This window comes from Roseimicrobium gellanilyticum (assembly GCF_003315205.1).
In the GTDB taxonomy this organism is placed as follows: Bacteria; Verrucomicrobiota; Verrucomicrobiia; order Verrucomicrobiales; family Verrucomicrobiaceae; genus Roseimicrobium; species Roseimicrobium gellanilyticum.
Genome location: NZ_QNRR01000016.1, coordinates 47,206 through 71,291 on the forward strand (window position 1 = coordinate 47,206; position 24,086 = coordinate 71,291).

Below are 24,086 nucleotides of genomic sequence, written 5' to 3' on the forward strand. Positions count from 1 at the left end.
GAAGTAATTGACAAACATTGGTTTTTCCTGATGGATGGGCGCGTGAAACTCCCATCACTTTCCAAGTATTTTCTGTACGGTGGCCTTTTGCTGGTTTTGCAGGTAGCGACACCCAACCTGGTTCAGGGACAGACGATATATTCCAACGAGTCCGCGAGCCTCCCAAAGGCGAAATACACTTCGAGCTCCAACGTCCACATGGTCGGTGGCGATGTGAGAGAGCCTTTTTTTCAATCACGGTTGGGGAAAAAGATCGTCTTGGAAATCGCCCCGTTCTCGGAGGTGTACGGCGTTCACCTCACGCTGACGAACACGAGGCTCGTGGCGACCAACGTCACCTTTCGAAACTGTAGCATTGTCGTCGCTGAAAACGGAGCTGCGGACCTCACCGGCTGCTTCCTCGAGACAACCAAAGTGGGGACCAAAGGAGCGTTCTACAGGAGCTCCCCCCTGCCCGTTTCAGGTTACCCGCACTCTGGAACGTGGATCCTTCTCAAGGACTGTATCTTGAGCGAAACCGAGTTGTCCTATCTGCGGCCCGCTACAGGAAATGGGACGAACCTCGAAGGCACCTTCCAGCTGGAGCAGTGCACTGTCTACGGTCCTTCGTCGACTCTGCCCGACGTTCCCCTGACCGATAGCTTCCGGGAGTATGTGAAGCACAACGAACTGAAACTCAAAGCCTGCAAATTCACAGATCTCGTTCTCGACACCGCCATGCTTGCCATTTCGGAAGACTGCATTTTCGAGAATTGCCGGCCCGGGGATGGGGCGAAGGCACTCAGTATTCCAGGAGTCGAGACCCTGCCAGTCAGCGCAAAATTTATTCCAGCTACGAGTGCCGGTGAGGTCGCGGCAAAATATCCACAGCTCCGCTTTACGTCCTCATCCCTTGGCAAAGTGGGCTCTTCAGTGGCGCATACAGCTACACAAGGCGTGGTGAAGCTCGTCAACCAGCCTCCCGCGGGTTCTCTGAGGGAAAATTTCCTTCCAACAGCCTTGGTGCAGACGACTCCACAGGAGAGCAGGACGAACCCCACTGGCACTCCGAACGAACCCGCCAAAGAGGCCGAATTTACCGGATCGACCACTGGCACCATGGGAGCTCCCGACAGCGGGCTCAAGCTCAAACAAACCGCCGTGAACGGCCTGCTCATCATGTCCCTCGCCAGTGGCGAAGCGGGCAGCGCAGCCAGAATGAGCGCGATTGCCCTTCCTGAAGCGGACAACGCCGGGAATTCCACCCTGCGCTTCAACCAGCCCGTGGGCCCAATGATGGGCAAGGCCCTGGAAGAGGTGACCAAGTTCACCCAGCTCAATTCCAATGGCTGGCCCAAGGGACACGCGATCGAGATCTCGTTTGCGGACAAGTATTCCAACAAGGATGGCCCTTCCGCTGCCGTGGCCTGTGCCCTGCTGCTGCACTCGCTCATCTCTGGGAAGGAACTCGACCCGAACTTCGCGGTCACCGGCGACATGAATGCGGATGGAAGTGTGCAGCCCATCGGCGGAGTCGCTGCAAAAATCCGCGGCGCCACGAAAGGTCAGTGCAAGCTGATCGGCATTCCGGTAAGAAATGAATCATCCCTCCCCGACCTGCTGCTCATGGATGGGCCCACTCCCTTTGCCAGCATCCAGATCTTCGGCATTGGAGAGTTCAAGCAAGCCGAAGCCCTTGCCCTGGCACAGAAACCTGAGACCACCCAGGCGGCGATCGCTGAGATGAATCAAGTGCAGGAGCTGCTGATGCGCAGTCCGGCACAGATGGGCTCCTGGCTGCGCAACCAGCACGTGATTGCGAAACTTCAGCAGGTGCTCAAGAACGCGCCGAACAATCTCTCCGCGAAATACCTGCTCATGTATGCCTCCGGCAAACTTCCGCAGACCCTTTCCCTGGCGGGCTCCATTGTTGCCATCGACAACTCGGCCGGAGACCTGATCTCCACGATCAAAACGAGCAAGGGAGACGCTTTCAACAACATCGGGAAGTCCTCCTTGGGCAGCAGCCTGACACGCCTGCAGGGACTCCGCGCCCGCTGTGACGCACGGGCACGCCCGTATGCAGATGCCATCATCAATTTCGGCACGGCCGTGAAGGAGGCCATGGACCGCCCCGCCCAGACGGGACCGCGAGCCATGGAATACCGGGTCAAGATTCGCGGTGCTGCCAGTTCGGTGGAATCCGAATTGAGCCGACTGCTCAACGACCCCACCGTACGCGAGGAACTGGAGGGTTGAGGACTTCTCCACATGGGAAGAGCAATTGACAATCTCTCGTTTTTCCTGATGGATGGCAGGGTGAAATGCCGGGCAATTTTCTGGAAAATTCTTGGGCCCGTGGTTTGCGGCCTCGTGGCCGTGTCGCCTCTTGAGGCGCAGAGCACATCCTCGTGTCTTTTTTACAACTCGTCCCAAAACATCCAGGCTGCCCGGTATGATTCACCTGAGCCGTTTTGGATTCATGGAGGTGACGTGCAGGCCGGGGAGCCGGGCGCTTTCCAGGCACAGCGCATTGACATCACCATCGCGGAGGACACGGAGTTTCACGGCGTCGCCCTGACCTTCTCCAATGCCAATGTCCGTGCAAAGAAGGTGCTCTTCAAAGGCGGCACGATCGAGGTCGCGAACGGGGCGCGGCTCATGTTTGAGGACTGCATCTTTGATGGAGTGACCTTCTCCGTGGGTGAACCCCTGCCCACCCAGGTCACGAACGAGGCTCCCGAGGTGGTGTTTGAGAAATACCGCGGCCACCTCTCGATGAAAAACTCCGTGCTGCACAAGGTGCTCTTCCAGGTGAAAGGTGGCGCAAGTGCCTTGGTGGGTCTGAAGATGGAGCAGTGTACCGTGCATGGTCCGGACTCACTGCTGCCAGTCATGGATGTGAAGGCGGGATTCCTGGAAGAGGCGAAGCGCAACCAGACCGAGGTGGTCGGGTGCGCCTTCCACCAGTGCTCCTTCAGTCCGGCCTTTCTGGCGGTGACGCGCGGCAGTGCGTTTGACAATTGCTCGCTCATCTCCGGTTTGCCCATGGACGGGTTGCCCACGGGAGTCCAGGTATCCGCCACGTTCACGCCCACTGAGAGCGCACAGCAAATCACAGCCCAGCTCCCCCAGTTTGTCATCACTCCCTTGAGTCCTGCCGTGGTGACAGGAGCCGGCCTTGGCTACTCGATTGCGGGCGGCGAGGTGACCCGCAATTCCCTGCCCCCCACCCTGGCCTCGGTAAGGCTTGCGGCCATGCTGCCTCCTGCGGCTCGCCGGGGCCCTGTACCTGTCATGGCCTCGGTGCCCGCGACACCCCCGGGTGCCAATCCTGTGTCCATGCCGTCCCGCGAGCCCGTGCCGATGTATGAGCCTGCACCGGTTTCCTCTTCACCTTCGGTTCCGCCTATGGTGACAGGCACTCCAGGCCTGGGATTAAAAAGCAAGCAGACGAGTGTGCATGGCCTGCTCATCATGTCCCTGGCAGCGGGCGAAGCTGGGGCCGCCTCCAAGATGGCCGCGATTGCCCTCCAGAATGGAGGCACCAGCCCTGCGGTGGTCCAGTTCAACCAGCCTGTGGGCGAGATGATGGACAAGGCCCTGGCAGAGGTCATCAAGTTCACCCAACTCAACAACAACGGCTGGCCCGAGGGATACCAGATCGAGCTCTCCTTCGCCGACAAGTATTCCAACAAGGATGGCCCGTCTGCCGCCGTGGCCTGCGCTCTGCTCCTGCACTCGCTCTTCACGGGAAAGGAGCTTGACCCGACCTTTGCCGTCACTGGTGATATGAATGCGGATGGCACCGTGCAACCCATCGGCGGAGTCGCGGCCAAGATTCGCGGCGCCACGAAGGGGCACTGCAAGCTGGTGGGCATCCCTGTGAAGAACGAAGCATCCCTCCGCGACGTGCTGCTCATGGATGGACCGGCGCCGTTTGCCAGCATCCAGATCTTCAGCATTACCAAGTTCGGCGAAGCGGAGGCGCTCGCCCTGGCGCAAAAGCCGGCGGCCACCCAAGCGGCGATCTCTGAAATGAACCGCGTGCAGGAAGTACTGATGCGGAACCCCGGACAGATGGGCTTGTGGCTGCGTAACCAGCACGTGATTGCGAAGCTCCAGCAGGTGCTCAAGGACGCGCCCAACCATCTCTCGGCCAAATACCTTTTGATGCATGCCTCAGGAAAAGCTCCCCTGACGCTTTCCCTGGCGGGCTCTCTCACCACCATCGATGACAACGCCGGTGAACTGCTTGCTGCCATCAAGAGCAACAGGGGTGAGGCCTTCGACAGCATGGGGAAGTCTTCGGTGGGCAGCAGCCTGACCCGCCTGCAATCCGTGCGCGCCAAGTGCGACGTACGAGCAAGACCCTACGCGGATGCCATCATCGACTTTGGCACCGCGGTGAAGGAGGCGCAGGACCGCCCAGCCCAGACCGGCACCCGGGCCACGGAATACCGGAACAAGATTCGTGGCGCAGCGGCCTCCGTGGAGGCGGCCATGAACCGCCTGATGAATGACCCGACCGTCCGGGAAGAACTGGACCAGTAGCCCTCCGATTACGTGCCCCGGACCTCCGGGCAGTCTGCACGAGGGTCGAACAAAATAATTTTTTCAGCGGTGTGTCCGCGCTCCGTACTAATAGATACGGGGCGAGGCGAGGATTCCCGACTGAATCAGTCGGGAATGTGCTGCGGAATGTGTTGTACTCACCCCAAAAACCCCTAAGATTGCCTCCGGCCTGAGCCGGAAACTATGTTCGATTTTATCAAACGGTCGCGTCTGACCCGGCAGGGCCTGTCTTGTGGAAAGACGCGTCGCAAGCACCTCGACAGCGAAGTCTGGGAAGTACTGCGGGAGAACCCGATTGTAGGCATCGCCATTTTTGCCGCCGGCTTCCTGGTGACGACGCCACTTCTGGGGGCGCTGGCCGAGAATCTGCCTGCGGCGGCCGGGGTGAGTCCGGTGTTCATCGCGGCCGTGTTCCTCACTGCCGTGCTGCATTGGGCATTTGGTTTTCCGGACCACCTGCGCACCAATGGGACCGCGCTGCTGATGCTTTCCGCCTTGGGGCTGCATCTTGCCCTGGTGGGTGCGGTGCTCAGCTATGCACACCACCGGACCTGGACGCCGGACTATGCGATCTTCCTTGTGCCCCATGCCCTGGCCCCCATGATTTTGTGCATGCTGGGGGGACGTCGGCTGGGCTTTTTCGGCGCTCTCTATGCCGCCATCCTCGGGGCGCCCCTGGTCCCCTCCCCGTCTGTGTTGTCCTTCATCGCGGCAGCCATGGCGATAGGGTTCTTTGGCGTGTTCGTCACGCGCAAGGTACGCCGCCGCAGCCGCCTGCTGACCAGCGGGGTGTATCTGGGCCTCTTTGCCACGGGCATGATGATCGTCTTCGGCCAGATGCCCATGGCGGTGACAAAGGGCCGTGAAGCCATCACCATGGCCGCTCCGCTCTTCTGCGGTATCCTTTCCGTGATGGTGGCAGGCGCGGTGCTGCCAGCCTTTGAATCCCTCTTCCACCGTACCACGGCCATTTCCTGGCTGGAGCTGGGCGACCTGAACCACCCGCTCATGAAGCGTCTGAGCATGGAGGCACCGGGCACCTACCACCACTCGCTCGTGGTGGCGAACCTCGCGGAAGCCGCGGCGGAGTCCATCGGAGCGAATGCGACGATGTGCCGCGTGTGCAGCTATTTCCATGACATCGGGAAGCTCACGAAGCCGGAGTACTTCATCGAGAACATGGACCCGGAGAACAATCCGCACGATGACCTCACGGCGCGCATGAGTGCACTGGTGCTGATCGCGCACGTGAAGGACGGGGTGGACATCGCCATCAAGCACAGCCTGAACAGTGCAATCATCGATGTCATCGAGCAGCATCATGGGAACTCGCTCGTGTACTATTTCTACCGCCGCGCGCTGGAGCAGAAGAAGGAGGCGCTGAAGCTCGTGGAAGAGGACAAGGCTCGGCAGGACGACGTGCCGGATGTCAGCGAAGACGGATTCCGCTATCCGGGACCGCGTCCGCAGACCAAAGAAAGCGCCATCATCTCCCTGGCAGATGCCGTGGAGAGTGCGAGCCGCACGCTGTCCAAACCCACGCCCAACCGGGTGGAACAACTGGTGGATGACATTGTGCGCAACCGCCTGCTGGACCATCAGCTCGATGAGTGCGACCTGACCCTGGCCGAGCTCAATGAAGTGAAGGCGAGCTTCGTGAAGACCGTCATGAGCATGATGCACAGCCGCATCAAGTACCCGAAGGAGACGCAGGACAAGACCCGTGATGAAGAGGTGCGCAAGCAGGCTCGTGATCTGGAACGCCCCTCCGAACATGGACACAGCCATCACGGCGGAGCACCCAGCGGGAAAGTGCCGGTAAGGAATAGCACGGCGGCGTAAGGGTGGTGGGACGGAGTTCTCAAGGAGCGGCGACTTCAGTCGCCGTTGTTCATGGGCCGTCGCGTTAAGTACGCGGACGATCCCGGCAGGTGACGCGAAGCGTCCTTGGACTGCGTGCAGTCCCGCACTGCGGGACCGCTTTCTAGAGTCCACAGCCTGCTGTGGCGATGGTGATACTCGCTGGTGACCTCACGCTACAGAGGAAGTGATAGGCGACTTCGTCGCGGTGAAGCGTGCAGCAGGCTGCACTTGAGGAAAGCGGCAGCAGGGCTGCGCGCAGTCCAAGGCCTTCGGCACAGCTTCTGGATCGTTATCTGACGTTCACGTAGAAGTTGGGGAATCCTTTCTCACCCGAAATGTATTTTTCAGTCTCCGAAGTTCCTCTGCGTCTCTGTGTTGAATCCAATGCACATGACCACACCCATATCCCCCAGCACACAACGCGCATGGCAGCCACGACATTCCCACGACTGCCTCCTCCCTACCTCACCTTCACCGTCACCTCACGCACGGAGAAGGCGTCCTCTCCTGAGAATACGAGGTGCAACGTCCTGCCATCCTCGCTCATCCACTTCGTGGGAAAGTCGCCATGCTCGCCGGGGCCGACGTCCCATTTTTCCGTAAAGTAAGCGGTGGTCCAGGGGCCCCAGGGTTCAGGAGCGTCGTACACAGCGAAGCCGCCGGTGTATCTGGTGTCACCGCGATCCTTCGCTCCGGCAGGCAAAGGGATGTGCTGCCACCACAGGTAGCGCTTCAGTGGCGCGCAGTACGTCATGGCGGAGCGCAGGCAGGCATCGCGATGTTTGAAAACGGGACCGCGCTGCGTGATGTCGCGCGACCACTGCGGCTGGCCAGTGGCATCGAGTTTCACGAAGAACTCCCAGGCCTCGCGCGAGGTGAGCTTGTCCTTTGGCGCGCGCATCAGGATGAAATGATCTGCAGGCGTATCGGCGAGAGGTCCATCGTGGGAGTAGGCGTACACGTAGCTATCGCGCGCGCCCGCGTAGTCCTTGCCGAAGTTCACAAAACCCATCATACCGAACTCGGCGAACTTCCACTCGGCGAAGGTCCAGGTCTTCGCATGATCACGTGACCAGGCGAGCTGCGTCTGGCCGCCTTTGTTGTCCGCATGGCCGAGCCACAGGTAGAGCGTACCCTCCACGCTGAGGATGCCCCAGCCCTTCTTGCCATCGCGGCCCTGTCCCACCTGCTCGGCAAGTGAGCGGACGTTTGCGCCAGTGAACTTGTCGGGAGTGCCGGTGACGCGGGCGAAGCCGAGGCTGAGCTTCTGTTTTACCTTCGGCACAAAGCCGGTGCCGTCTCCCCACGTGGTGTACAGCGCGTCGTCATCCGCCCATGTGAGCGGCCAGTTGTCGCCATCCTTGGCCATGCGCAGGATGGTTTCGTTGGAGGCCCACTCCATGCCGGCGATGACGGGGCTGGGTGGGTATGGGGGGTCGGCGGAGAAAGCCGTGGTGAGGGGGACGAGGAGGGTGAGCAGAAGGAGCACCACCTGAGCGCGGATACATTGAGATGGAGGCTTCATGGCTGCGAGAGAAGGCAAAGCTTGAACTCCTCGCGAAGGGACTCGCGAGCTACGTTGGTTACAGGCCATTCATCCATACTTCGAGGTGGGTGCAGCCGCTGGGTGAAGAGGGCTTGTTGGCGTCGGTGGGATCGCTGGGATTGAGACCCTGGGACTGTTCCCAGGCGTCGGGCAGGCCGTCGTTGTCTTGATCGGGCAAGGGGTCTTTGCTGGTGAGTGTGGGCCACGCATCATCCGGAATGGTCATTCTCCGACGGCCGGTGCCATCGCGCACGCCGTCGATGATGCTGCTGTCTGCGGCATCGCGTGTGGGTTTGCTGGCGCCGACGATTTCGAGGGCGCGCTTGTAGGCGTCGATGGCCTTGAGGTTTTCCTTTTCGGTGAGCGGCTCCAGAGGCAGCGGTGTTTCTCGATGGATAAGGATGCTGCCGGAGCTTGGAATGAGGAGGTCTGACTGCGGTGTCGCGGGACGTGAGACCGTGCCATCGCCAGAGACATTGCCTTCGAGGAAGAGTTCGGCCGTGCCGCCTTTGTAGATGACAAAGGCGCGATTGCGATAAGGAGCTGCGGTGTCGGGGCCGGGTTTGAGATAGTTCCCCACATAGTTCATGGAGATGCGCTCGGGCTGTTCGAGGTAACCGGCGCCCGTGTAGCCGGGACCGGAATCCCAATTGAAGAGTACGTTATGCCGGAAGTCGATACGGGGACCGGGATCGTCGGCATGTCCGGGTGAAGTCTGATAACCGCCGGGGCGAGGATTGCGTGAGCGGTTGCACGCATAGAGATTGTACAGATACGAAATGGCGCCGCGATGCGAGCCGATGATGGAGCCATACGAATGCTCCGTGAGCGCCTCCGCGATGAGGCAGTGCTGCACGGTGACGCGGTCGGAATCATTCGTGACAGAGAGGCATTCATCCGTGCTCCACGTGGCGGAGCAGTGATCCACGATGATGTCGCGGGCATCCCAGATGCTGATGGCATCCCGTTCGCTGGCCTTGGAGGTCTTGTCACCGGGGCGGCAGCGCAGGTAGCGCACGATGACATCATGCGTCGCGCCGATTTGCAGGTCGTAGCCTTTCAGGCAGATGCCATCACCGGGCGCAGTCTGACCGGCGATGGTGATGAAGGGATGCGCGATGCGGATGGGCTTCTGCAACTCGATGGTGCCGGAGACGCGGAAGAGGATGGTGCGTGGCTCGCGCATCTCCACCGCGGCGCGCAGGCTGCCGGGACCGGAGTCGTTGAGATTCGTGACGGCGATGGCATTGCCGCCGCGTCCGCCTTTGGACCACTTGCCCGCACCTTCAGCACCGGGGAAGGCGGGCAGGCGTGAGGGTGGTGTGGTTTTTTGGGCGTAGAGGGTGCTGAGAGCTGTAATGCCCCAGATGCCTGCGAGGAGAAGGAGGGGCTTCATGGGACTGCGGTCGGGTCGGTTGGTTGGTAAAGGGGCGTTGGGAGCGGCGGTCTGCATTGGATTCAACACAGAGCCACAGAGACGCAGAGGAACTTCGGAGACTGAAACTGAGGCTATGGGTGCTTCAGAAGCGCCTCTCCGCGTCACCCCTTCTCTGCGTCTCCGTTTCTGGCCGAAAACCCACACGATCCACCACCCGCTCTCACCCCCACCACTCACGCAGCACCGCGAAGTCACGCTTTGTCGCGGCGATGGCTTCTTCCTTATACCCGGGCTGCTCCATGTTTCCCTTCAGGTACTCCACATGCAGGGAGATCGGACCGGTGAAGCCAATCTTCTTCAGCATGGCCACGTGTTCCTTGCCCACGACACCTTCCCCGAGAGGGCAGCCCTCGGCTCTTTTCTCGCCCCACTTGAAGTTCTTGAAATAGACAGCGCCGATGCGGTCGCGCACGAGATTGAGTTCCAGCGGCCAGGAGAGGCTGCCCTCCACGGTGGCGTGAAAGAAGTCGAACGCGAAGGCCCAATCCTTCGCCGGATAGTCCTGCATGAGGGTGAAGACATCCCACACCGGAGCACCGAGGTAGTCTTTGCCCGAGTGATTCTGGTACAGCGGCTGGATGCCAATCTCACTGCTCAGTGCGATGAGGTCCTTGAACTTCGCCTTCCACTCCTGGAGCTGCGGCCAGATGGGCTTGCTCAGGTCGTACTTGTTGTAGTTCATCCGGTAGTGTGGCACGCCCAGGGCCTTCGCGGTGCGCAGGACTTTTTCGGTGTTCTGCTCCTTGCTCACCTCATTGATGCCGGAGGTCATGATGGTGAGGCCGAGCTTCCGCTTCTTCAGCTCTTCCACGTACTTCGGCAGGTCTTCCTCCACCCGTTCTGGTTCCACCTGGCCCTTTGGGCGGATGGGTGCCTCGATGCCCGTCATGCCGTCCAAGCTGGCGGCGATGTCTGCGATCTCCGCGTAGCTGAGGCCCTGCAGGTGCTTCGTGAAAAAGCAGTACTCCTGCGCGGCCTTGCCCCCCGCGGCTGCGGCCATGGCGGAGGAGCTGGAGAGCACCGGCGCCAGCGCGGATGCGGCACTGGCGAGAGAGGCGGACTTGAGGAAGTGGCGGCGGGAGGTGTTCATGGCTGGCTGAAGCATGCGTGGGAGAAACAGGACTGGGCAAGAGAAACGTGACGGAATCGGTCCTTCTCGCCGTTCACTCTCCAGACTTTGTTCTTTCCTCTCCATGCTCTGCCGTTTCCTTCTCGCTTCCATCGTACTGGGCTCAGCGATCTCCACCATCCCTCTCCACGCCGAAACCACCCTCACCCGCAACATTGAGTTCGCGAAGGTGGGTGATGTTTCCCTGAAACTGGATCTGTATGTGCCCTCGGGCACGGTGAAGTCGCCGCTGATTGTCTATGTGCATGGCGGTGCCTGGCGTGCGGGGGACAAGGAAGACATGCCGCTCGGCGCTCTGGTGCAGAAGGGCTTTGCCGTGGCAAGTGTGGACTACCGGCTCTCCGGAAGTGCACCGTTCCCGGCAATGATCCATGACATCAAGGCGGCGATTCGTTTTCTCCGGGCTCATGGGAAGGAGCATGGCCTGAGTGACACGTCGCGCATCGCAATCGTCGGCAGCTCCGCAGGCGGCCATCTCGCGGCGCTGGTGGGCGTGACGAGCGGCGTGAAGGAACTGGAGGGCACGGTGGGCAAGGACCTGAAGGAATCCAGCAGTGTGGAGTCCATCATCAGCCTGTATGGCGCCTCGAATTTGCAGAGCATCCTGGGGCAGACCATTCCTGCAGGACTGATCATCCGGGAACCAGCGCTGCATCAGTTGCTGGGAGGATTGCCGGACAAGCAGCCGCAGCTCGCGAAGCTGGGCAGCCCCGTGGCTCACATCGATGCGAGTGACCCGCCGCTGCTGCTCATCCATGGCGATGCGGATCCGCAGATGCCGTATGAGCAGTCACTGGAACTGAAGGCTGCGTACGAGAAAGCGGGGTTGCCGGCGCAGCTTATCACGATTCCGGGTGGGAAGCATGGTGGGAAAGAGTTTCACGATGCCACGAGGACGGCACAGATGGCGGAGTTTTTGGAGAGCGTAAACACAAAGGCGAAGACCGCAAAGTAGGCCGGAGGTTAGGCCTTCTGGCCTGACGTTGGATGTTGGGTCTTCTGACCCGACAGGGAGAGCGCGAGAGCGAAAGAATTTGCCTTGCAATCGTCAGGCTGGAAAGCCTAACGCCCGCTGTCAGGCCGGAAGGCCCAACCTCCTTGCCTCCTTAAAAATCGAACAAGTCCTGCTGCGCAGCGGCCTTCACCGCCTGCTTCACGGACTTGGTGACGCGCTTGGGTTTCTCCACCGGGGAGAGAACGGGGCTCAGGGGTGCCGGGCCGCTACCATCGGCCTCGGGGGCAGGTGTCTCGGGCACGGAAACCATGCTGGGAGCCTGCTCCTTCTTGTTCACGACCTCCACCGGACCTTCCTCTTCCTCAAATACGGGTACATCCGTGACGAAGACGGAGCCGGTGATCGCCTCGTCAGCCGCCGCGGGAGCTTCCGCTACCACATTCTCGATGCCCACAGGCTCCTCAGCAGGAGTGGCAGGGAGAGTAGAGGTCTCCTCAGGCTCGGGTGGGGCCTCGGCTTCCGGAGCGGCGACGGGGATGTCAGAAACTGGGGCTTCCGTCTCTGCCTCCGTTTCCGCGTCCGCGTCCGCGTCGGCTTCTGGCTCGGGAGCAGGCGCAGGCGTGGCAGCGGCGGCCGCTTTTTCTTTCTCCTTCTTCGCCTTCGCACCCTTCTTCGAGGCTCCGGCGCTGGTGGATGCCGGTGCAGCTTCCTCGAGCGGGATGCCCTCAATGATCACAAACTCGACGTGCACGCCATTCATCCGGCGCTGCAGGGTGTGGCCGAAGATGCGGCTGAGCACGCGCACCTCCAGGTCCCACACGGCGGGGAACATGCGGGCGACCTCGCCCAGCGGGCTGTGGTGGTCCACAATGCGGAGGCCGTGGGCATCGTCCAGGCACTGGCAGATCCAGCCGTCATTGCCACGCAGCTTCACCAGTTCCACGGCGCGCTCCTTGTGGCCGGTGCTCTTCATGCGGGCATTCCACTGCTCGACCTTCTGCTGGAGGAAGCTGTACAGAAGCCTCTCCGGGACAGTTTCTCCATAGGCCTGGGACACCAGGGCGAGCAGTCCCATGCACAGCTCCCCTCCCCAGCTCGGCAGCACCACGTCCAGCTTCTCCGTGGGACGGTAGATTTTTTCAGGGCGGCCCGTCTGCTTGGGACGACGCCACGTATCCACATACCCACGCTTCTTGAGATCATCGCAGTGCTGCTTCACGCCCATGTAGGACATTTTTAGAGCACCCGCCAACTCGTTCACCGACATGCCGCCACTGCGCTTGACGTGCAGGAGGATGTCCCAGGAAACGGATGGGGCTATTTCGCGGCCGTTGTGAAGCATGGCGTGACGTTTCCGTCGGCTTCCATCCTGAAGAATTTCCCCCCCAAGGCAACCCTGCACTTTTGGAATTTTTCGCACCAGAGCCTCTTGACAATCGAATTGATGATCAAGCGAAGAGATTGACACCTTGTTTCAGCCTCCCCACTATCCCTCCCAACAACCAATGCCTCCGCGCACCCTCCCCGAAAAAGAGTTCCACTCCCACGCCCCCGGCTACTGGCAGGACAAGAACGTCACCCCCGAGCAGTGGAACAGCCACGTCTGGCAGCTCAAGAACCGGGTCACGACCCTCGCGGGACTGGAGGAGCACCTGACACTCTCCGAGGAGGAACGGGCGGGCGTTTTGCTTTCCGGGAACAAGCTGGCGATGGCCATCACCCCCCACTATTTCAACCTCATCCACCCCACGAACCCGGACTGCGCCATCCGCCGGCAGGTGATTCCCCGCATCGAGGAGACCTGGGAGGACCCGAATGAAATGAGTGACCCGTGTGGCGAGGACTCACACATGCCGGTGCCGGGCCTGGTGCACCGCTACCCGGACCGCGTGCTCTTCCTCGTGACGGACCGCTGCGCCAGCTACTGCCGCTACTGCACCCGCAGCCGCGTGGTGAGCGGTGTGGGCGAGCAGGAGCTGCACACGGAATTTGAAGCCGCCTTCCGCTATCTGGAAGAACACACCGAAGTACGTGACGTGCTGCTGAGCGGGGGCGACGCCCTGCTGCTGAGCGACAACAAGCTGGAGAGCATCCTCAAGCGCATCCGCGCCATCCCGCACATTGAGTTCCTGCGCATCGGCTCGCGCGTGCCCATCTTCCTGCCGCAGCGCATCACACCGGAGCTCTGTCAGATGCTTGCAAAATACCATCCCCTCTGGATGAGCGTGCACGTGAACCACCCGCGCGAGCTCACCACCGAGGTGAAGGAAGGCCTGGAGCGCCTGGCCAACCACGGCATCCCCCTGGGAAACCAGAGCGTGCTGCTGCGCGGCGTGAATGACAACCCCGAGGTGATGAAGTCCCTCGTGCACAAGCTGCTGATGTGTCGTGTGCGCCCGTACTATCTCTACCAGTGCGACCTCATCCAGGGAAGCTCGCACCTGCGCACCAGCGTGAGCAAGGGGGTGGAAATCATTGAGCACCTCCGTGGCCACACCACCGGCTACGGCGTGCCGCAATTTGTCATCGACGCCCCCGGTGGCGGTGGCAAGGTCCCCGTGAACCCCGACTACGTGGTGATGAAGGACGATCAGCGTACCCTCGTGCGCAACTACGAGGGTGAGTTCTTCGAATATCCCGAGCCCGGCAACCAGGTGGCGACGTGGAGCAGCACTCCCGCGAACCGGCTTTCCATGATCTGGGAGCCCGGGGCGAAGTGGTGAAGCGCCAAGGAGGTCAGGTCTCTGGCCTGACCGTGGGCGTTAGACCTCCGGTCTGACCAGCCTGAAGCGGGAACGTCGAGACTGAGGGCGTGGACTTCACCGCGCCCGGCACTATCACGACATTGGATTAGCCGCAAAAAGACGCAAAAGGCACAAAAGGTTTGGCGATGAGAGTGTGCATTCATCGAACCTTGCGCAATGAACGGACTTTTCTGGTTCGAAGAGTCAGTCTGCTCGCAGGCCGAAGGTCTGCAACAAGCCAGCCCAGGGCAACGCCCTGGGTCCGCAGAAAATTTCCGGGAGCCCTGAAAGGGCGGCATAAGAAGCCTGTAGACGAGGCTGTCGGTTTATTACGCCCTTTCAGGGCTGAGACGGCTTCCCGCCCTCTCCCAGGGCGTTGCCCTAGGCTGGCATATCCCAGACCTTCGGCCTGAAGCAACCGTCGCGCGGTGCTCAATCCGTCCGCCCATGGCGCAAAACTCAACAAGCGCCGTCACCTTTTTGCGTCAGCAAACCACGAGAGCGGGATGCTCTTGAAACGCAGGGAGAGGTCCTTGGTCCCGATGGGGAAATAGTAGTAGCTCAGCAGCACACGGTCACCCTGCGGGGTGATGCTGGTGTAGGCATAGGTGATGGTGGGATCGGTCTCAATGGCGCGGGGTGTGGACCACGTCTTGCCTTCGTCTTTCGAGATGGCACCGACGAGGGGCGTGCGGCGTCCGCCGTGATTCGCACCGAGCACGGTCTTCTCCGGGTCCTTCCATTCCACATTCGGATTCCAGACGAGGAGCCAGTCGCCTGTGCCCGGTAGGCGCACGAGGGAGGCAGGAGACTCGGGAGACTCGATGCTCCACGGTGTGGCCTCGCTCCAGGTCTCGCCACCGTCCCTGGAATAGGAGTGCCAGATCTTTCCGGTCTGGGTGCGGATGATTTGCATCACGCTGCCATCCTTGAGTTCGATGAGGCCGGGCTCCATGGCTCCGCGCTTGGGGGCGCTGAGCAGGGTGGCACTACGCTTCCACGTGCGGCCATCGTCATCCGAGAAGTAGACCAAGGTGCGAAAGTTGTCGTTCTTCGTCCAGACTTTCGAGGTGGTGGCAATGGGTGCGAGAAGACGACCTGAGGTGAGCTGGATGACGCGGGCGTTGTTCATCACGTGATAGCCTTCTTCCGGTGTGATGAGCACCGGTTCGCCGAAGGTGGCGCCATTGTCCGTGGAGCGACGCATGAATACCTTCAGATCCGTGAGTGAGTTCTTCCGCAGATAGAAGAGCAGCAGGTCACCGCTCGTGCTTGAGCGCACGAAGCTCACGGACATGACGTTCGTCTGGCCGCTGTTTTCCTGAAGCGTGTAGCGCGGTCCCCAGGTGCGGCCACCATCCGTGGACTTCGCAGCGGAGATACGGGCAGCGGCGTTGTCTTCCGAACCGCCGTAGAAATCTGACCACGCGGCGAGCAGGGTGCCATCCTTGAGCACGATGATATCGCCCTCCGACTGGCGTGGTGCTTCGGGCGTGGTTCGGGCGATGAAGGACTCGATGATGTCCTGGGCGCGCGTTGATGGAAGTGCTGCGCAGAGCTGGAGCAGCAGCAGCAGTGCGATGAAAAGTGCGGAGGCGCGACCGGGGCGTGGCATGTAGGGCGAACGGTGGATGGCGTGATGATTTTGCAGGATGGAGGCCTGCTGAGAGGATGAAGGCACAAAGGGTCTCAACATCGACACAATAGGATGGTTCACCCATGAGGTGGCCGCATGCCCAAGGAACGGGAACGAGGCGTTCCCGCTCCTTGAGCCTAGGGCGATGCGCTGGAGAATGGTGCCTCGGGTGACACGCGGCTTCCATGGGCGTCTGCGTTCCTTCTTGAAAGCGAGACTGCCTGCATCGACGCTGGCGTACTCTTCCCATGCCTGATTGGACTCGCAGCTTTCCGGACGCAGACCACCGCTGGGTGATGGCGCTGCGGCCGGTGGAGGAAGCGAAGGACTTCTTTGCGCAGCAGGATGCCAGTGGTGCGATGCTGGCGGAGCGAGCGAGATGGCTGGTGGAGGATGTGGAGAAGTATGCTGCGCTGCGGTCGGAAGCGGAGGCCGCGGTGATGGAGACGCGGCAAATCGCGAAGGCATGGGGACAGCCGAGTGAGGGCGGGGATGGTGAGGATGCATCTCCCATGCAAAGCTTGCTGGCTCTTGGCCATGCATGGGAACCGGACCTCGTATGGATGCATCCGGATGCCCAGGGCACGTACCGGCTGGCGGGTGGCGTGGCGTGTTTCCCCAGCTCATGGGCACTGCGGGAGAAACTGGGCCGCACGATGCAGGAGGTGCACTCACCGGTGCCGGGGCTGAATGCGGAGCTGGGCAGGCAGATTGATACATTCCTGCAGCGCATGACACCGGGTGCGGTGTGGCAGCGGGAGAACTGGAGTCTCAGCCGGGATGGTGAACTCAATCATCATCCATCACACCATAGGGCGAGGCTGGATGCGACAATCACGCTGCCCGAGATGTGGCTGCGGTTGGAGCATCAATTGCTGATGAAGCTGCCTGTCTCGGGCAGTGTGCTCTTTGGCATCCGCATCGAGGTGGTGCCGCTGGGTGAACTGATGAAGGATGTGGAGGCAACAGCGAGACTGGCCCGACTGGTGGCAACGATGAGTGAGGAGGCGGCTGCGTATAAGGGGCTGGCGGCGGCGCGAGGGGCGCTGGTGGAGATGCTGCGAGGCGATTGCTGAGGAGGTTAGGCCTTCCGGCCTGACTATGGAAGTTAGGGCTTCTGCCCTGACGAGGAGGGTATCGCCACCAGTCTGTGGGTTGGCTTCGTTGCTGTCGGGCCGGAAGGCCCAACGCCCGCTGTCAGGCCAGAAGGCCTAACTTCCTATCCTGAGGCGCGCGCGTTTCCCGTTGCTTGCGCTGCGAGATGCGGGCATCGGTGAGGCACGGTCCCCTACCCTCACCAATCAAGCAACCATCACTCATCATGAAGCGTCAGGACTCATCCAAAGCAGCGGTATCGCAGTCGGAGCCCAATGCATTTTCAGGACTGAACATGCCCAACCTCCCTACGGAACCGAAGCCGGTTGATCCCGAAGCGCCGCAGTCGCGCTGGAAGATGGGGCGCGTGGTGTTGCAGCGGGAGACAGCGCATCGAGGTGGGAAGACGGTGATTGTGATCAAGGACTTCGCTTCGCACCTGCCGCTCTCGGTGATTGAGACGATTGCGAAGCGCGTACGCGCTGCGTGTGGCTGCGGCGGTACGGTGCGGGACCGGCGCGTGGAGATTCAGGGCGACCAGGTGGCGCGCATCCGCGCGGTGCTGGAGGCAGAGGGATTTGAGGTGGGTGGGGTGAAGGCGTGAGGCGGTTGATGGTCCAAGGTTGATAGTTGATAGCCTGAGGAGCATCTATGCTGGGTGTGGCAGGCTGCATGGGATTCAACACAGAGCCACAGCGCCGAGCGGAGCGAGACGACTGCGAAGCAGCCCGAAGGGTGAGGACGGCAGGACGAATCAAACGCAGAGGAACTTCGGAGACTGAGGGTGCAGTGGTTGAAAGGAAGCGTGAATCTGCCTGGCAGGACTGCTTGGTGATTCCTTCTTTGACATCAAGAGTGTACGCGACCCTGCGGCCTGGAATGGCCGCGCTCCTTTTCCCATGCCACGCCCTTCCTGCAGTCGCCTATCCTGTCAGGCTATCAACTATCAACCATCGACTATCAACCCTCCCCATCCTACTGCGTCCGGAATGACTGTCCCTTTTGCGTGGTAGTGTCAGTCTTCTTCACGCCCACCTGGCTGCGCACGGTGTCGTCGTCGATCTCCAGCTCGTTCTTCACCTTCGGCTCCTTGTCCCCGCCATCGCGGCTCTTCATCAGATCGCGCACACTGCTTTGCTTGTTGAGCTCGACGTTCTCTCCGTCATCGATGCTGATTTCAGAGGAGTCCTTGAGCACGAAGCCAGGCTTGTGAGGTGTGGTGTCCACCATGCCGAGCTTCTCGGGATTCAGCAGAAGTCTACCGTCGACGTCTTCGCCCAAGTTCACGTCGACCTTCTGGCTCTGATTGAGGCCGACGTTGTTCCCCTGCTGCTCCTGGAGGCGACGGTTCTGCACATTTTCCTGAGCTCGCTCCCAGCGCCCGCCGCTTTCATTTTGCAATCCCAGATTGACGTTCTGCTCAAGCACCCGGTTGAGCCCATGGATCTGCTCAAGCGCATCCTGGCGCTTGCCTTCGAAGGCGCGCTTGGCCCCTTCCACTCCACCATGCCAGATGGCCTTGAACCGGTCCCAAAGATTGGGGTGCTCCAACCGCTCAAGACGGCGCTCCATGCGAGCCAGTCGTTCATCAGCGCGGTCAAAGGCGTCCTGCATCGGCTCCTTCTCGGTGGCGCGGAGTTCCGGGCGGCGTTCCTTCTCCAAGCGGGCGAACTCCAGATGCTCCTCGCTGCGCGTGGACTTGCCAGTGGACTGCGTCTCCGTGCGCACGCCCTCGGGATTGAGGCGAACTCTTGCCCCCTCCTCGATGGCAAAATTTGTCCGGAGCTGTTCGCAATAGATGGAGCCGATGTAGGAAGTCTTGTTCGTGCTCTCGATCATGCGCGCATCATCCAGCGTATCCAGTGACCTTGAGGCCTCCTTGAGCGCGTTGCCGTTTTGCCGCGCATAGGAGTCCTTCTGGTGCTGGATGGCTTCGTTGTGAGTCGCCTTGGTAAACTCTGTCACCACGTGGTTGGTCCTGCGAAGGTCCTGCACATGCTCCTTCAGTTCATTGAGTCGGGTCACCGCACCCTCAATCTCCCCGGGCGTGAGCTTCCCGCGCCCCTGGCCCTCCGGGTACTTCAGCGAACTCAAGGTCTCACGCAGACTCTCAGGGGTGAGTTCCTCAATTTTCCGCGCCGTATCTTCATGCATGAAGAGCGGCTTGTTGAACACGGGCTTGCCCTGGGCTTCCCCCAAACCCTCCAACATCTCCTCCCGCGAGAGGGATGGAAAGCACAAGTCATTGTCGATGCCTCTCACCTCACCTGTCTCGGGATCGATGAAGATATTCCCGGGATGGCGATCGATCTGACCGGTGATGTAGTCAATCACCTCCAGGTCATACAGCCCCTTCTGCACCTCGTGGCGGGAGTAGTCGATATCGAGCTCGTATTCGCGATTCCCGGACAGCTTGCCAATCACGCCAAAGCCATCGACGCGGACGCTGATGCCGATGGGGCGTCCCTGTTCATCCACGCCAAATCGCTCTTCAGAGATGACATTGGTCCCGAGCAACTGGTCGAGCTTCGAAGTACCCACGGCGCGAGTGAGCATGGCCGTGCCACCTTCCTCAGTGCCCTGAATGCCCAGCGTCGCATTGATGTTCTGATTCTGCGTCAGCGTGACGACCTGACCGTGCATCGTGACGGCCCTCTGGAAAACCTCTTCAGTCGCGTGTGGGCCGAGGGCGGGCAGATCCATCCGCACGATGGTTCTGTTTCCCGAGTTTACTTTTCCGAGGATCCAGTTGCGGCGCTGTTCCAACTGCCTGCGTTGGTCCTCGGTGAGGGCGTTGTCCGTGTTCAGCGTTTCGTTGATCTCGGTGGCAATCTGGCCCAGCCGGGTCATCGCATCTTCCATGGCGCGGTCACGGGCCTGCTCCAGATGCTGCTGTGCTTCCACCGGATCGAGCTTGGCAATGCCGCTGAGTTCACCGCGATTGCCAAGGGGGCGATGTCCACGAGTGGTCACGCGGAAGGTCACGTTTGCCTGGGTCTCCCCAACGACCGTCTCGCGCTCCTGGATGGTGAAGTCATCAGGGACGGAAGTTTCCAGGGGGTCAAGATGATCGAATGGCATGGCTGCGGGCTCTGTTAGGTCGTTGAAAGTGGGGGTGCGAAAGTGTTAGGGGGACAATGGGACGATACGGAGAAAAGCGCATCAGGTTATGAAGCTTGAGCGAGGATTTTGTCGCAAAGCATGGTGGTCCGCACACTCCGTGTGCGGGAGCAGGGTTGCGAGTCTGATGATTCACCAAGCTCTGATGACCTCACATGCGCGAGAGCGGTGGCAGAGGTTGGACGGTATGCTGGGGCTGTGCATCCCTACTGACCGCTCACGGAGTAAGCGGACCACCTACTTGGCCTTGGGCTTCCCCGCACCTCTTCCACTTGGCAGATCCACACGAAAGTTTGGATTGGCTTTGGGAAATATGGAACCGGTGTCCTTTTGCATCGCGCGAAGCTCGACATGGAGCTTTTCCACGAGTTCAGGATGTGTACCGGCGAGGTCGTGCATTTCGCCGATGTCCTCCTTCACGTTGTACAATTCCAAACGCTGGTCCTCGAACCACTCGATGAGCTTCCAGTCGCCACGTCGGATGGCAGCGCCGGGTGCGCCACCTTGATTGCCGTAGTGCGGATAGTGCCAGAACAGGGCGCGCTCCGCGAGTGAACCACCTTTGAGTACAGGCACGAGGCTCACACCATCCATCTTCTGCCCAGATTCAGGTTGGGCACCGGCAGCCTCCATGAGTGTGGGAAAGAAATCCGGGCTGCTCACGGGTGCGCTGATGACGCTGCCTGCCTTCACCACTGCGGGCCAGCGGATGATGAGAGGCTCGCGGATGCCACCTTCATACATCCAGCCCTTGCCACCACGCAGCGGAAGATTGGAGGTAGGTGAGCCTTCGCTGGTGGAGAGGCCGCCGTTGTCACTGGTGAAGATGACGATGGTATTCTCGCGCAGGCCGAGTGCATCCAGCTTGGCGAGCACCTTGCCGACGGCCTGGTCCATGGCTTCCACCATGCCGGCGTAGACTGCATGCTCCTGCACCAAGCGTACATCACGCGTGTGCTCATGCCCCCACTCTGCCTTGAGCCCCATGTCCTGCTTCTTCTTGAGATACTTTTGCTTCAAGTCCTCGCGCGCCATCAGGGGTGTGTGCACATCGTAGAAGGGGAAGTAAACGAGGAATGGCACATCCTTCCTGGACTCCATGAACTTCGCAGCTTCGCTCGCGAGACGGTCTGGCAGGTGCTCGCCTGCGGGACCATCGGTGAGGCGTGGGTTGCCATAGGGTGAGAAGTACTTGTTTCCACCGTAGGGGCCACCCTTGTCGATACCACCCAAGTTGATTTCGAATCCCTGATTCTCCGGCCAGAAGCCTTCCGGACCGAGGTGCCACTTTCCGGAGAAGAAGGTGGCGTATCCTGCTTTCTTCAGCGACTTCGCGAGCGTAGGCGCATTAAGCGCAAGGCGGTCGCTGTAGGGTGCAGGAAGGAGGGCGGTGTTGCGCTTCCAGTTCTCAGGTTGTGCGGCGCCAATGTAGTCTGTGATGCCGGTGCGCTGGGGCCACTGGCCGGTAAGGATGCTCGCGCGTGAAGGTGAGCACACGGGGCAGGCAGCGTAGGCGTCGGTGAATTTCGCACCCTCTGCCGCCATCTTGTCGAGATTCGGCGTCTCGTAGAACTTGCTGCCGTACGTGCCAAGATCCTGCCTGCCGAGGTCATCCGCCAGGAAGAAGACGATGTTTGGCTGGCGGGCCGACGCGTGAGGGGCAAGGCTGCACAGGGCAGCGAGGACAAGCAGGAAGATGCGGGCGCTCATGGGTGTATCAGGATGCATCAGGAGCAAGTGGTCCGCCCACTCCGTGTGCGGTCAGGATGACAGTCACACTCTGTGGTGGCTCTGACCCTGTGAGGTTGCAGCGTGAAGGAATGAGGATTTCTCCCCATAGTGGGGACGTGGATGGTGGTGGAGCAAGTCACCCTTACTGACCGCACACGGAGTGGGCGGACCACCAAAGGTGCGGCCAGGGGAATTGGCACCGGGCAGGATGAGTTACGGAAGATTCTTTTGTGACCCCACGGCGTCGGCACGCACGGTGCCATCCAGTGAGATGAAGGGCTCGGGATTCTCCACACGACCGAGTGGGCGTGATGCGGGACCGAACTGCTTGTTGCCGAGGTCCTTCTCCATTTCCTCGGCGAGTTGGGTCAGTTCCTTCACGGCATCGGCGTGCTGGCCTGCCACGTTCTTGCTTTCGCTGATGTCCTCCTTCAGATTGAAAAGCTCCTGGCGCGGCGCTCCGGTGGGCTTGTTGGGAGGACCATCGCGAAGGGCGAGGTGCAGCTTCCAGTTGCCGGAGCGCACGGCTTCAAGCACCGGGCCGCGGAAGTAGTAGAAGACTTTGCGTGGGGCTTTGTCTGAGTTCGCATCCTTCACCTCGCCTGCGAGCACGGGCCAGATGTCCACGCCATCGATCTTGCGGTCCGTGGGCACCTTGCCACCACCGAGCTTCGCGAGCGTGGGCAGCACATCCATCATGCTGGTGATGGAATCGCTGCTCGTGCCTGCGGGAATCTTGCCCGGCCACCAGGCGATAGTGCACACGCGGATGCCGCCCTCCCATGTTGAGGCCTTGCTGCCGCGAAGGGGCTTGTTGTTTGAGCCATGCGGAATCGAGCCGCCATTGTCACTGGTGAAGATGACGAGGGTGTTCGTATCCAGCTTCAGCTCACGAAGTGTGTCGAGCACACGGCCCACGCTCCAGTCGACCTCTTGAGCCCAATCTCCAAGCAGGCCATTGGGAGACTTTCCCATGTATTCCTTGGAAGGATACAGCGGGAAGTGCACGGCGGAGTGTGGCAGGTAGATGAAGAAGGGCTTCTCCTGATGCTCGCGAATGAACTTCACGGCACGTTCGGTGTAGTTCTTCGTGAACTGGAACTGGTCCTCTGCACGCAGGCGGGCGATGGCCTTGTCATTCTCCACGAGGGGAAGTGGTGGTTGGGGATTGCGCACACCGGTGCCATCGGCATCGCCTGCGGCATTGGCATTCGCCTTGGGCTTGTTCGGATTCGCTGCGGGCAGAGGTTTGTCTGGATTGCTCTTCGCGCCTTCGGAGGCGGGGCCCATGTCGTTGGAGTATGGAATGCCGTAGTAGGTGTCGAATCCCTGGCTGGTGGGCAGGAAGGGTTTTTGATCGCCGAGGTGCCACTTGCCGATGCAGGCGGTGGCATAGCCGGCATCCTTCAGAACTTCGGCGATGGTGATTTCATTGGGATTCAAGCCGACATGCGCGGTGGGAAAGAGGACGTGCGGGATGGGCAATGCGCGCTTCGGGTAGCAGCCGGTCATGAGCGCGGCACGCGAAGGCGAACAAACCGGCGCGGCGTAGTGGCTGGTGAGCTTCATCCCCTCCTTCGCCATGCGATCAAGCTGCGGAGTAGACGTGGTGGACCCGAAGGGGCCGATGTCGGCATAGCCAAGGTCATCGATATTGATGATGATGAAGTTGGGCTTGCGGGCAGCGGAGTCGGATGCGGCGTGCGCGAGTGCGGTGAAGGCGAGCAGGGCGACGAGGGTGAGTCGGAAGGGCGTGAGCATCGTCATGGAAAGCGGGAAGTCGTGGAGCGATGAGAACGTGGGGATGGTGGCGAAATTTCAGGAGTTGTCGGCTCGCAGGGAGATGGGTGTGGTCATGTGTAGTGGGTTCAACACAGAGACGCGGAGACACAGAGGAACTTCGGAGACTGAGGGTGCGGGGATGGAAGAGCGTGGTCCACCTCTGGGTATGAACGCCAGATCAAGATATGGAAGCGGTGCCGAAGGCCTTGGACTGCGTGCAGCCCTGCTGCCGCCTTCCTCAAGTGCAGCCTGCTGCACGCGCTGTACCGCGACGAAGTCGCCTATCGTTTCCCGGCAGTGTGAGATCACTAGCGAGCATCACCATCGCCACAGCAGGCCGTGGACTCTAGAAAGCGGCAGCAGGCTGCCGCAGTCCAAGGACGCTGCGCGTCACAGCGTCCGGATCATTCGTGTAGGTATCCCCTTCGGTTCATTCACACAAAAATGGGGACACGAATGTCCCCATTCCTTGAGCATGATGCGGCGCGCTGGG

The 24,086-nt window shown here is 60.8% G+C and carries 15 protein-coding genes; 7 read left to right on the forward strand and 8 right to left on the reverse strand.

The window, feature by feature from the left end; translation table 11 throughout:
- The first annotated feature begins 258 nt into the window (after window positions 1–258).
- The 3 genes from DES53_RS28930 (at window position 259) to DES53_RS28940 (ending at window position 6,396) form a co-directional block, all read left to right on the forward strand.
- A complete protein-coding gene (locus DES53_RS28930; protein WP_170157504.1) occupies window positions 259–2,238 on the forward strand; it encodes a S16 family serine protease in 1,980 nt (659 codons plus the stop codon).
- A 12-nt stretch (window positions 2,239–2,250) separates the two neighbouring features.
- A complete protein-coding gene (locus tag DES53_RS28935; RefSeq protein WP_113961835.1) occupies window positions 2,251–4,533 on the forward strand; it encodes a S16 family serine protease in 2,283 nt (760 codons plus the stop codon).
- A 204-nt stretch (window positions 4,534–4,737) separates the two neighbouring features.
- The gene (locus tag DES53_RS28940) at window positions 4,738–6,396 is read left to right on the forward strand and encodes an HD family phosphohydrolase (protein WP_113961836.1); all 1,659 of its coding nucleotides are present in this window, start codon (window positions 4,738–4,740) and stop codon (window positions 6,394–6,396) included.
- Between the two features lie 481 nt (window positions 6,397–6,877).
- Here the strand turns inward: DES53_RS28940 and DES53_RS28945 are convergent, their stop codons facing one another.
- The 3 genes from DES53_RS28945 to DES53_RS28955 form a co-directional block, all read right to left on the reverse strand.
- On the reverse strand, window positions 6,878–7,942 hold the full coding sequence (locus tag DES53_RS28945) for a glycoside hydrolase family 183 protein (protein ID WP_113961837.1): 1,065 nt from the start codon (window positions 7,940–7,942) through the stop codon (window positions 6,878–6,880).
- 58 nt (window positions 7,943–8,000) lie between these two features.
- Complete coding sequence (locus tag DES53_RS28950; protein ID WP_113961838.1) at window positions 8,001–9,359, reverse strand: pectate lyase family protein; 1,359 nt, start codon at window positions 9,357–9,359, stop codon at window positions 8,001–8,003.
- A 202-nt stretch (window positions 9,360–9,561) separates the two neighbouring features.
- On the reverse strand, window positions 9,562–10,491 hold the full coding sequence (locus DES53_RS28955) for a sugar phosphate isomerase/epimerase family protein (RefSeq protein ID WP_170157505.1): 930 nt from the start codon (window positions 10,489–10,491) through the stop codon (window positions 9,562–9,564).
- A 103-nt stretch (window positions 10,492–10,594) separates the two neighbouring features.
- Between DES53_RS28955 and DES53_RS28960 the strand changes: the two genes are divergently transcribed.
- Window positions 10,595–11,485 (forward strand): alpha/beta hydrolase, encoded by an 891-nt coding sequence (locus DES53_RS28960; protein WP_113961840.1) that lies wholly within the window; start codon window positions 10,595–10,597, stop codon window positions 11,483–11,485.
- Between the two features lie 151 nt (window positions 11,486–11,636).
- Here DES53_RS28960 and DES53_RS28965 read toward each other — a convergent pair whose 3' ends face one another.
- A complete protein-coding gene (locus DES53_RS28965) occupies window positions 11,637–12,827 on the reverse strand; it encodes a helix-turn-helix transcriptional regulator (RefSeq protein WP_113961841.1) in 1,191 nt (396 codons plus the stop codon).
- Window positions 12,828–12,990: 163 nt separating this feature from the next.
- On the opposite strand from DES53_RS28965, the gene DES53_RS28970 reads away from it, so the two are divergent.
- The gene (locus DES53_RS28970) at window positions 12,991–14,208 is read left to right on the forward strand and encodes a KamA family radical SAM protein (protein WP_113961842.1); all 1,218 of its coding nucleotides are present in this window, start codon (window positions 12,991–12,993) and stop codon (window positions 14,206–14,208) included.
- Window positions 14,209–14,701: 493 nt separating this feature from the next.
- Here the strand turns inward: DES53_RS28970 and DES53_RS28975 are convergent, their stop codons facing one another.
- Entirely contained in the window at window positions 14,702–15,910 is a 1,209-nt protein-coding gene (locus tag DES53_RS28975) for a sialidase family protein (RefSeq protein ID WP_170157506.1), read from the reverse strand.
- Window positions 15,911–16,113: 203 nt separating this feature from the next.
- Between DES53_RS28975 and DES53_RS28980 the strand changes: the two genes are divergently transcribed.
- The gene (locus tag DES53_RS28980) at window positions 16,114–16,941 is read left to right on the forward strand and encodes a heme-dependent oxidative N-demethylase subunit alpha family protein (RefSeq protein ID WP_113961907.1); all 828 of its coding nucleotides are present in this window, start codon (window positions 16,114–16,116) and stop codon (window positions 16,939–16,941) included.
- A gap of 245 nt (window positions 16,942–17,186) precedes the next feature.
- Entirely contained in the window at window positions 17,187–17,564 is a 378-nt protein-coding gene (locus DES53_RS28985; RefSeq protein ID WP_113961844.1) for a translation initiation factor, read from the forward strand.
- A gap of 371 nt (window positions 17,565–17,935) precedes the next feature.
- Here DES53_RS28985 and DES53_RS28990 read toward each other — a convergent pair whose 3' ends face one another.
- From DES53_RS28990 to DES53_RS29000, 3 genes are all read right to left on the reverse strand, one after another.
- A complete protein-coding gene (locus tag DES53_RS28990) occupies window positions 17,936–20,041 on the reverse strand; it encodes a protein kinase family protein (RefSeq protein WP_113961845.1) in 2,106 nt (701 codons plus the stop codon).
- 276 nt (window positions 20,042–20,317) lie between these two features.
- Entirely contained in the window at window positions 20,318–21,790 is a 1,473-nt protein-coding gene (locus tag DES53_RS28995) for a sulfatase (protein ID WP_245958287.1), read from the reverse strand.
- A 234-nt stretch (window positions 21,791–22,024) separates the two neighbouring features.
- Window positions 22,025–23,578: a sulfatase family protein gene (locus DES53_RS29000; protein ID WP_170157507.1), complete on the reverse strand. Its 1,554-nt coding sequence runs from the start codon at window positions 23,576–23,578 to the stop codon at window positions 22,025–22,027.
- Between the last annotated feature and the right edge of the window lie 508 nt (window positions 23,579–24,086).